The organism is Marinobacter sp., from assembly GCF_041690455.1.
Classification (GTDB): domain Bacteria; phylum Pseudomonadota; class Gammaproteobacteria; order Pseudomonadales; family Oleiphilaceae; genus Marinobacter.
On record NZ_JAWLHI010000011.1, the window covers coordinates 66,450 to 73,557 of the forward strand.

A 7,108-nucleotide genomic window follows, 5' to 3' on the forward strand; every position below is an offset into this window, starting at 1 on the left:
CCCCGAACAGGGTCAGACCCCATTTTCATTCACAAGGCCTCGATATAGTCGACCAGCAACTGCAGATTCGTCCGCCCCCGGAACGTGTTGGCATCCGGCTTGTACACCACTCGCGCCCCCGAGCGGGTGTAATCCGGCACTTCCGGCCCGGTATTGAAGGCGATGCCATCAATGATCCCGCCACCGTCCTCCGGTTGCAGCACCAGTTTCAGGTGGTTTTCCCCGACAATACGCTGGCTCACCACGCGGAATTCCCCATCAAACACCGGCTCCGGGAAATGCTGCCCCCAGGGCCCGGCCCGCTTCAGCAGGTAGGCGGTATCCAGGTTCAGCTCGTCGGCGCCCAAGGGGCCATCGGTGATAATGGCCGCCTCCAGGTCCTCCGGGGTGAGCGCATCTCGCACGGCCTTGTCGAAGGCATCGCTAAAGGCGTCCAGATCCTGTTTGGCAATGGTCATGCCGGCAGCCATGGCGTGGCCCCCATACTTTTTCAGTAGTCCGGGATGGCGGGCGTCCACCACCGCCAGGGCATCACGAATGTGCAGGCCCGGAATCGAGCGGGCCGATCCCTTGATATGCTCGCCATCGTCATCCGGCGCAAAGGCGATGGTGGGCCGATGGGTCTGCTCACGGATCCGGGCGGCCAGGATGCCGATCACGCCCTGGTGCCAGTCGCGATCGAACAGGGCCAGGCCCCAGGGCAGGCCTTCAATATCCAGGGACATGGACGCCAGCAACTCCTGGGCCTGACTCTTCATGTCCCGCTCGATGGTGCGGCGCTCCCGGTTGAAGGTATCCAGCTCACGGGCCAGGCGCCGTGCTTCGTCGGGATTGTCCACCAGCAGGCAGGCAATGCCCACGCTCATGTCGTCCAGGCGACCGGCGGCATTGAGTCTTGGCCCGACCACAAAACCCAGATCGGTGGAGCTGATGTGGGCATGGTCCCGCCCGGCCACTTCCAACAACGCCAGAATGCCGGGCCTCGCTTCACCCTGCCGAATCCGGCGCAGGCCCTGTTCCACGAAGATGCGATTGTTGTGATCCAGCGGCACCACGTCCGCCACCGTGCCCAGGGCCACCAGGTCGAGCAGGCAGCCCAGGTTCGGCTCCGGCTGTGGCAGCTTGCCAATCTCCCGCAGGTGCTTGCGCAGGGCGGTGAGCACGTAGAACATCACCCCCACCCCGGCGGCGTTTTTGCTCAGGAACGGACAGCCCGGCTGGTTGGGATTGACGATGGCATCCGCGTCCGGCAACACCTCGCCGGCCAGGTGGTGATCGGTGACCACGACCCGGATACCCAGGTCCCGTGCCGCCCTGACGCCTTCGATAGCCGAGATACCGTTGTCGACGGTCACCAGCAGATCCGGCAACTCGCCTTCTTCTTTCAGTCGCTCAATGATGCCGGGTGTCAGTCCGTAACCATCCGCGAACCGGCTGGGCACCCGGAAATCGATGGCGCCGAGCCCGAGCATGGACAGACCGAGCATGGCCACCGCGGTACTGGTGGCACCATCGGCATCGAAATCCCCCAGTACCAGCACCTTCTGCTGCCGGTCGATGGCCTCGGCCAGCAACTCCACGGCACGGTCGATGCCACGCAGCTGCAGGGGTGACGCCAGGTGTTTCAGGGTATAACTGAGCTGGTCATCGGAGGTGACGCCGCGGGCCGCATAGAGGCGACGCAGCAAGGGAGGCAGGTTTTGCCCCCAGGCCGGCGCGGTGTCCGGCCGGGGGCGACGCAGGATCTTTTTCGGTGTCATACCGGATCAGGCGCTTTTCCAGTGCTGGGCAATGAATGCCTGGACACTGGCCACATCGTTGTCGAGTACCGTGTACCGCTCTTCCCGCTCGAACAGATCGGCCATGTGGGCCGGCAGCTCAGGCTTCACACTGAGACCGGATTCGGCAATTGCATCCGGGAACTTGGCCGGATGCGCGGTACCGAGGGTGATCATCGGCACCGCCGGGTCACGGCGGCAGGTGCGGGCGGCACGGACACCGATGGCCGTGTGCGGATCGAGCAGGTACTCGTTGCGCTCATAGATCTCGCGGATGGTGTCACAGGTAGTCTTGTCGTCCACCGCGTCGCTGTCGAACAGTTTGCGGGCGTGACGCCAGCGGTAGTCTTCAATGCTGACCGGACCCTTGGCGGCATTCTCCAGCAGTTCCTTCACCGCCGCACCATCGCGGCCATGCAAATCAAACAACAGTCGCTCGAAGTTGCTGGACACCATGATGTCCATGCTCGGCGACAGGGTATGCTCCAGCTTGTGCTGCTCGTACTTGTTGCCGCTCATGAAGCGATGCAGGATGTCGTTGCGGTTGGTGGCAATCACCAGCTGGGAGATGGGCAGGCCCATCTTCTTTGCCAGGTAGCCGGCGAAGATATCGCCGAAGTTGCCGGTGGGCACCGAGAACGCCATGCTGCGGTCCGGGCCACCCAGGGCCAGGGACGCCTGGAAGTAATACACGATCTGGGCCATGATCCGCGCCCAGTTGATGGAGTTCACCGCCGCCAGCTGGGTCTTGCCACCCAGGAAAGACTGGTCGCCGAAGCTCTCCTTCACCATGCGCTGGCAATCGTCGAAATTGCCCTTCACCGCGATGTTGTGGATGTTGTCACCCTTCACCGTGGTCATCTGCCGGCGCTGCACCTCGGAAACCCGCTGGTGCGGATGCAGGATGAAGATATCCACGTGCTTGCAACGGCGGCAGCCTTCGATGGCGGCGGAACCGGTATCACCGGAGGTGGCCCCCATGATCACCACGTGCTGGTTGCGCTTCTCGAGCACGTAATCCAGCAGGCGGCCCAGCAGCTGCAGGGCGAAGTCCTTGAACGCCAGGGTCGGACCCCGGAACAGTTCCAGAACCCATTCGTTGGTGTCCAGCTGGACCAGCGGCGCCACCGCCTGGTGGGCGAAACCGGCGTAGGTTTCGTCCAGCATCTTGCGGAAATCATCCGCCGGGATGGCATCGTCCACAAACGGGTGCATGACGTTGAACGCCAGCTCGCTGTATGACAGTCCACGCCAGCTGCGGATCTCTTCCAGACTGAAATGTGGAAGGGATTCCGGAACATAGAGCCCGCCATCGCTGGCCAGACCGGTCAGGAGGACGTCTTCAAAGCCCAGGGCGGGAGCTTCGCCCCGTGTACTGATGTATCTCACTTTCGTACCTGTCAGTTGAAGTTTTCGGCGCGGATGCGGACCACTTTGCCATCGATATCCGACAGCGCTTCCATCTCCTCGATCGCCAGGTTCATCTGGCGCTCCTGGACGGTGTGGGTCAGGATGATCACCGGGATCCGGCCATCCTTGAACTCCGACTCCTTCTGCATGATGGACTCGATGTTGATGCCATGCTCGCTCAGGATGGAGGCAATCTTGGCCAGCACGCCCGGGTGGTCGAACGCCTGGATGCGCAGGTAATAGGCGGACTGGATGTCCTCCATCGGCAGGACACCAAGGTCTTCCATGGCCTCCGGGCGGAAGCCGAGATACGGCACCCGAAGGGCGCTGTCGATGGATACCGCACGCGCCACGTCGACAATATCCGCAATCACGGCGGAAGCGGTTGCCTCATCACCGGCACCCGGGCCGTAGTACATGGTCTGGCCAACGGCATCACCATCCACCAGAACGGCATTGAGGACCCCATCAACCTGGGCAATCAGGTGACTGCGAGGAACCAGCGTGGGATGGACCCGCAGCTCGATGCCGCCTTCCCGGCGACGGGCAATGCCCAGATGCTTTACGCGGTAGCCCAGGAGCTCGGCGTGGGCAATATCGTACGGGGTGATGGAGGAAATGCCCTCGGTATAGGCTTTCTCGAACTGCAGGGGTACGCCAAACCCGGAGGAAGCCAGAATTGTCAGCTTGTGGGCAGCATCGATGCCCTCTACATCGAAGGTGGGGTCAGCTTCGGCATAACCCAGGTCCTGGGCCTCCTTGAGGACCTCACCGAATTCCCGGCCGGCACGCATTTCGGTCAGGATATAGTTACCGGTGCCATTGATGATGCCCGCGATCCAGTCGATCCGGTTGGCAGCCAGCCCCTCCCGGACCGCCTTGATCACCGGAATGCCACCGGCGACACCGGCTTCGTAGGCAACCACGACACCGGCCTTTTCCGCCGCCTCGAAGATTTCGTTGCCATGCACGGCGATCAGGGCCTTGTTGGCGGTTACCACATGCTTGCCGTTACGGATGGCTGCGAGCACCAGCTCCTTGGCGGTGTCATAGCCACCGATCAACTCGACCACGATATCCACCGCCGGGTCATTCACGACGTCGAAAATGTCGGTGGTGAAGGGAACATCCCCCAGGGCCAGGTCGTCGCGACTGCGACGGCTGGCCACCCGGGTAATTCGGATGTTGCAACCGGCACGACCCGCGATAAGCGCGGCGTTACGGGTCAAAACATTGAATGTACCGCCGCCAACGGTTCCCAGTCCGCAGATTCCGACACTGACGTCTTTCAAACTCTCACCTCTGATCCCGAAGGGGTGCTGATGGATTGCAATGAAGTGGCATAGTATACCGATTCAGGGGCTGCTGAATAAGCCCTGAATCGGTCGGGTGATGTGCAAACAAGCCGGGGCCGGAATCGGTGCCCGGCCCGCGAACTCAGAGCAGGCCAAGCCCCTTGGCCAGGTTGTCCGCCGGCACGTAGCCACGGACCATGTTGCCGTCTTCCAGCAGGATGGCCGGTGTGCCGGTTACCCCGACACGACCACCAAGCCGATACTGCTCCAGCACGGGATTGTCACAACTGGCAGACTCAACCGACTTGCCGGACTTGGCGGCGTCCATGGCAGCCTGCTGGTCCTCGGCACACCATACGGAAACGTACTTGTTGAAGGACGGTGTACCCGGGCCGGAGCGGGGAAAGGCGTAGTAGTTGACGGTAATGCCGTAATCGTTGAGCTGGGGCACCTCGTCATGCAGCTTGCGGCAATAGGGGCAATCGATGTCGGTAAACACATTGATGACCGCCTTCTCGTCGCCGCTGGCCGGATAACTGATCAGACCTTCCGAGCCGTAGCTCTCCATTGCCGCCACACGCTGACCAGCCCTGCCCTGCTCCGTCACGTTGGCGATACCGTTATCGGTGATCTTGAGCAGGTCGCCGGTCAGCAGGTACTGGCCATCTTCGGTTGTGTAGATGGTCTCGCCGTTGTTGCTCTGCACCTCGTACAGGCCTTTGGCCTCGGACTCGCGAACTGAAGAAACCTTCAGGCCGGGCACGGCCGTGGCCAGGCGCTCAGTAATACGGTCCTCGACTTCACCCGCTGTTGCGGTCGCAACGAACAGACTCGCGACCAGCCCGGCCGCAAATCCCAATGACTTGATACTCTTGGTGACGAACATAAATGATTCCAGTCTGATAGCGTTAGGCCCGCACGGCATTGACGGACCGGATTGACCCTCATTGCGACAAAGGGCCAGCGCAAAAGTTCAGCGAGGATAACATATACCCGGGAATCGCCAAGACTCAGCCCCGGGGGTGATGCTCCCGGTGCATGGCGTGCAGACGCTGACGCGCAACATGGGTATAGATCTGGGTCGTGGACAGGTCTGAATGGCCCAGTAGCATCTGGACCACGCGGAGATCCGCACCATGGTTCAGCAGGTGCGTGGCAAAGGCGTGGCGCAGGGTATGGGGTGACAGGTGCTTGTGGATGCCGGCCCGCACAGCATAGTGCCGGATACGGTGCCAGAAGGTCTGCCGGGTCATGGCTGCGGCCCGGTTACCCGGAAACAGGGCGTCACAGGGCCGCCCCTTGAGCAGTTCGGCACGACCTTCCCGCATGTAACGGAGCAGCCAGTCCACGGCCTCTTCCCCCAGGGGTACCAGCCGTTCCTTGTCGCCCTTGCCGGTAATCCGAATCACGCCCTGGCGGACATTGACCTGGTCCACCCGCAATCCGGTCAGCTCGGACACCCGCAAACCGCATCCGTACAGGATCTCGAGCATGGCCTTGTCACGGAGCTCCAGCGGAATGGAAATATCCGGTGCCGACAGCAGGGCCTCGACCTCCTCCTCGGTCAGGGAGTCGGGGAGCCGGCGCGGAAGCCTGGGGCTGTCGATCCGCAGGGTCGGATCCTCTGCGATCAGCCCCTCCCGCATCAGGAAACGGTAGAAGCGTCGCACCCCGGACAACCGCCTTGCTGCAGTCGAGGTCTTGACCCCCTCCGCCAGGCCACGGGCCATCCAGGCCAGCAGATCCGTGCGCCTGGCGGCCGTGAGTACCGGGGCGCCCGGCTGCTGCTCCAGCCATTGCGCCAGGCGAGCAAGATCCCCCCGATAGGCTTCTCGGGTTTTCTCTCCCAGGCCATCTTCCAGCCAGAGGGCGTCGGTAAACCGACGGATGATAGCGTCGTCGTCAGGTCTCACGGTACCGGCTCCCGGGCACAAAAAAGGCAGCCCCTTGAGGCTGCCTTTTTAACTGGCCCTTCGACGATTCGTCAATCAGCCCAGCTTTTCCTTGATGCGAGCTGCCTTACCAGACAGGTCACGCAGGTAGTACAGCTTGGCCTGACGCACGTCACCACGACGCTTCACGCTGATGCTGTCGATCAGCTTGGAGTAGGTCTGGAAAGTACGCTCTACACCAACACCGTAGGAAATCTTGCGCACGGTGAAGGAGGAGTTCATGCCACGGTTGCGCTTGCCGATAACCACGCCTTCGAACGCCTGCAGACGCTCACGGTTACCCTCGGTTACGCGAACCTGAACGACCACGGTGTCACCCGGCGCGAACGCAGGGATTTCCTTGGTCATCTGTTCTGCTTCAATTTGACTGATGATGTTGTTCTTGCCGCTCATCGTAATGCTCCTGATACCCAATCTCTCAATGCCCTGATCACTCAGAGACACCCGGTTCATTCAAAATTTCTTCCAACAGCTCACGCTCTTCGTCCGTAAGCACCCGCTTCTCCAGCAGGTCGGGGCGTCGCTCCCGGGTTCGCCTTAACGACTCCTTGAGCCGCCAACGCCGGATCTGCTCGTGGTGACCGCCCAAAAGAACTTCCGGCACCGCCTGACCTTCGTAAACTTCGGGCCGGGTGTAGTGCGGACAATCCAGCAAACCATCAGCAAAAGAATC

The 7,108-nt window shown here is 61.8% G+C and carries 6 protein-coding genes and 1 pseudogene; all 7 read right to left on the minus strand.

The window, feature by feature from the left end:
* Positions 1 to 29: 29 nt before the first annotated feature.
* On the minus strand, positions 30 to 1,760 hold the full coding sequence (gene recJ / locus ACESMW_RS04265; protein WP_372985835.1) for a single-stranded-DNA-specific exonuclease RecJ: 1,731 nt from the start codon (positions 1,758 to 1,760) through the stop codon (positions 30 to 32).
* 6 nt (positions 1,761 to 1,766) lie between these two features.
* The gene (thrC, locus tag ACESMW_RS04270) at positions 1,767 to 3,167 is read right to left on the minus strand and encodes a threonine synthase (protein ID WP_372985836.1); all 1,401 of its coding nucleotides are present in this window, start codon (positions 3,165 to 3,167) and stop codon (positions 1,767 to 1,769) included.
* Positions 3,168 to 3,178: 11 nt separating this feature from the next.
* Complete coding sequence (locus tag ACESMW_RS04275; RefSeq protein WP_372985837.1) at positions 3,179 to 4,480, minus strand: homoserine dehydrogenase; 1,302 nt, start codon at positions 4,478 to 4,480, stop codon at positions 3,179 to 3,181.
* A gap of 145 nt (positions 4,481 to 4,625) precedes the next feature.
* A complete protein-coding gene (locus ACESMW_RS04280; protein ID WP_372985838.1) occupies positions 4,626 to 5,369 on the minus strand; it encodes a DsbC family protein in 744 nt (247 codons plus the stop codon).
* Positions 5,370 to 5,493: 124 nt separating this feature from the next.
* Positions 5,494 to 6,396 carry a site-specific tyrosine recombinase XerD gene (xerD, locus tag ACESMW_RS04285; protein ID WP_372985839.1) on the minus strand — a complete coding sequence of 301 codons (903 nt, stop codon included), beginning with the start codon at positions 6,394 to 6,396 and terminating at the stop codon, positions 5,494 to 5,496.
* 75 nt (positions 6,397 to 6,471) lie between these two features.
* Entirely contained in the window at positions 6,472 to 6,828 is a 357-nt protein-coding gene (rplS, locus tag ACESMW_RS04290; RefSeq protein ID WP_092004888.1) for a 50S ribosomal protein L19, read from the minus strand.
* 37 nt (positions 6,829 to 6,865) lie between these two features.
* Positions 6,866 to 7,108 (minus strand): annotated as a pseudogene (locus ACESMW_RS04295) (tRNA (guanosine(37)-N1)-methyltransferase TrmD); the annotation flags it as partial.

Bases quoted from the DNA above. Each gene is read 5' to 3' on its own strand.
- recJ (WP_372985835.1), bottom strand. From the start codon at position 1,760: ATGACACCGAAAAAGATCCTGCGTCGCCCCCGGCCGGACACCGCGCCG.
- ACESMW_RS04280 (WP_372985838.1), bottom strand. From the start codon at position 5,369: ATGTTCGTCACCAAGAGTATCAAGTCATTGGGATTTGCGGCCGGGCTG.
- rplS (WP_092004888.1), bottom strand. From the start codon at position 6,828: ATGAGCGGCAAGAACAACATCATCAGTCAAATTGAAGCAGAACAGATG.